This is a genomic window from Leisingera sp. F5 (assembly GCF_001593695.1).
In genome coordinates, this window is record NZ_LUKH01001155.1 from 1 (window position 1) to 1,226 (window position 1,226).

Here is a 1,226-nt window from a genome sequence, read left to right on the forward strand (position 1 = left end):
CCGTTTGACCACGCGGCAGTGAACATCCCGGCCAAGCTGCAAACACCGAACGCGCAGCACTGGCTGGGCACCGATCATTTCGGGCGCGACCTGTTGTCGATGATCATGGTCGGCGCCCGCACCTCCATCGCCGTGGCATTGGTGGCCGTTGGTATCGGCATGGGTGCGGGTGTGCCGCTGGGCCTGGCGGCTGCGGCCCGTAAGGGGTCGTGGCTGGATGAGGGGATCATGCGCGGCAATGATCTGGTCTTTGCCTTCCCATCGCTGGTGATCGCGATCCTGATCACCGCGGTCCTTGGCGCCGGAGCCGTCAATGCCATAATCGCCATCGGCATCTTCAACATCCCGGTCTTCGCCCGCATCACCCGCGGCGCAGCGCTGAGTCTGTGGGAACGGGAATTCATCCTGGCCGCGCGGGTCGCGGGCAAGGGCGCGGCGCGGATCTCCGCCGAGCACATCCTGCCCAATGTTATGAACCTGCTGATCGTGCAGGGCACTATCCAGTTCTCGCTCGGCATCCTTGCGGAGGCGGGCCTCAGCTACGTTGGCCTGGGTGCACAGCCGCCCACGCCCAGCTGGGGACGGATGCTGGCCGATGCGCAAACCATGGTCAGCTTTGCCCCGCATCTTGCGCTGGTGCCGGGCCTGGCCATCATCCTGACCGTGCTGGGGCTGAACCTGCTGGGCGACGGGCTGCGCGACCACCTCGACCCAAAACTGAGGGTGGCGCGCGCATGACTCTTCTGGATGTCACCAGCCTGTCGGTCAGCATCGGCGCCTTTCAGGTGCTGCAGGATGTGTCCTTCCACGTTGATCCGGGCGAGATCGTGGCTGTTACCGGCGAAAGCGGGTCGGGCAAGTCGATGACCGCACTCGCCATCCTGCAGCTGCTGCCGGACCTTGCGGAGGCCAAGGGCTACATCACGCTGAACGGTACCCAGCTGCTGGAGCAGTCCGAGGACGGGATGTGCGCGATCCGCGGCCAGTCCGCGGGCATGGTGTTTCAGGAGCCGATGACTGCGCTGAACCCCGTGAAGACCATTGGCGCGCAGGTGATGGAGACGATCCTGATCCACAAGGCAATGCCGCGTGAACAAGCCGAAGCCCGGGCGCGGGAAGTGCTGGACCGGGTTGGCCTGCCTGAGGACCGTTTCCCGCTGTCCCGCTATCCGCATGAGCTGTCAGGCGGCCAGCGCCGGCGAGTGGTGATCGCCATGGCGATTGCC

2 protein-coding genes are annotated in these 1,226 nt (G+C 65.5%); both read left to right on the forward strand.

Annotation, left to right across the window (positions count from 1 at the left end):
- A partial coding sequence (locus A2I95_RS39705; RefSeq protein ID WP_291737843.1) for an ABC transporter permease occupies positions 1-738 on the forward strand: 738 nt, incomplete at its 5' end.
- The coding region (locus tag A2I95_RS39710; RefSeq protein ID WP_291737844.1) for an ATP-binding cassette domain-containing protein at positions 735-1,226 on the forward strand (492 nt) is incomplete at its 3' end. The genes A2I95_RS39705 and A2I95_RS39710, both read left to right, overlap by 4 nt.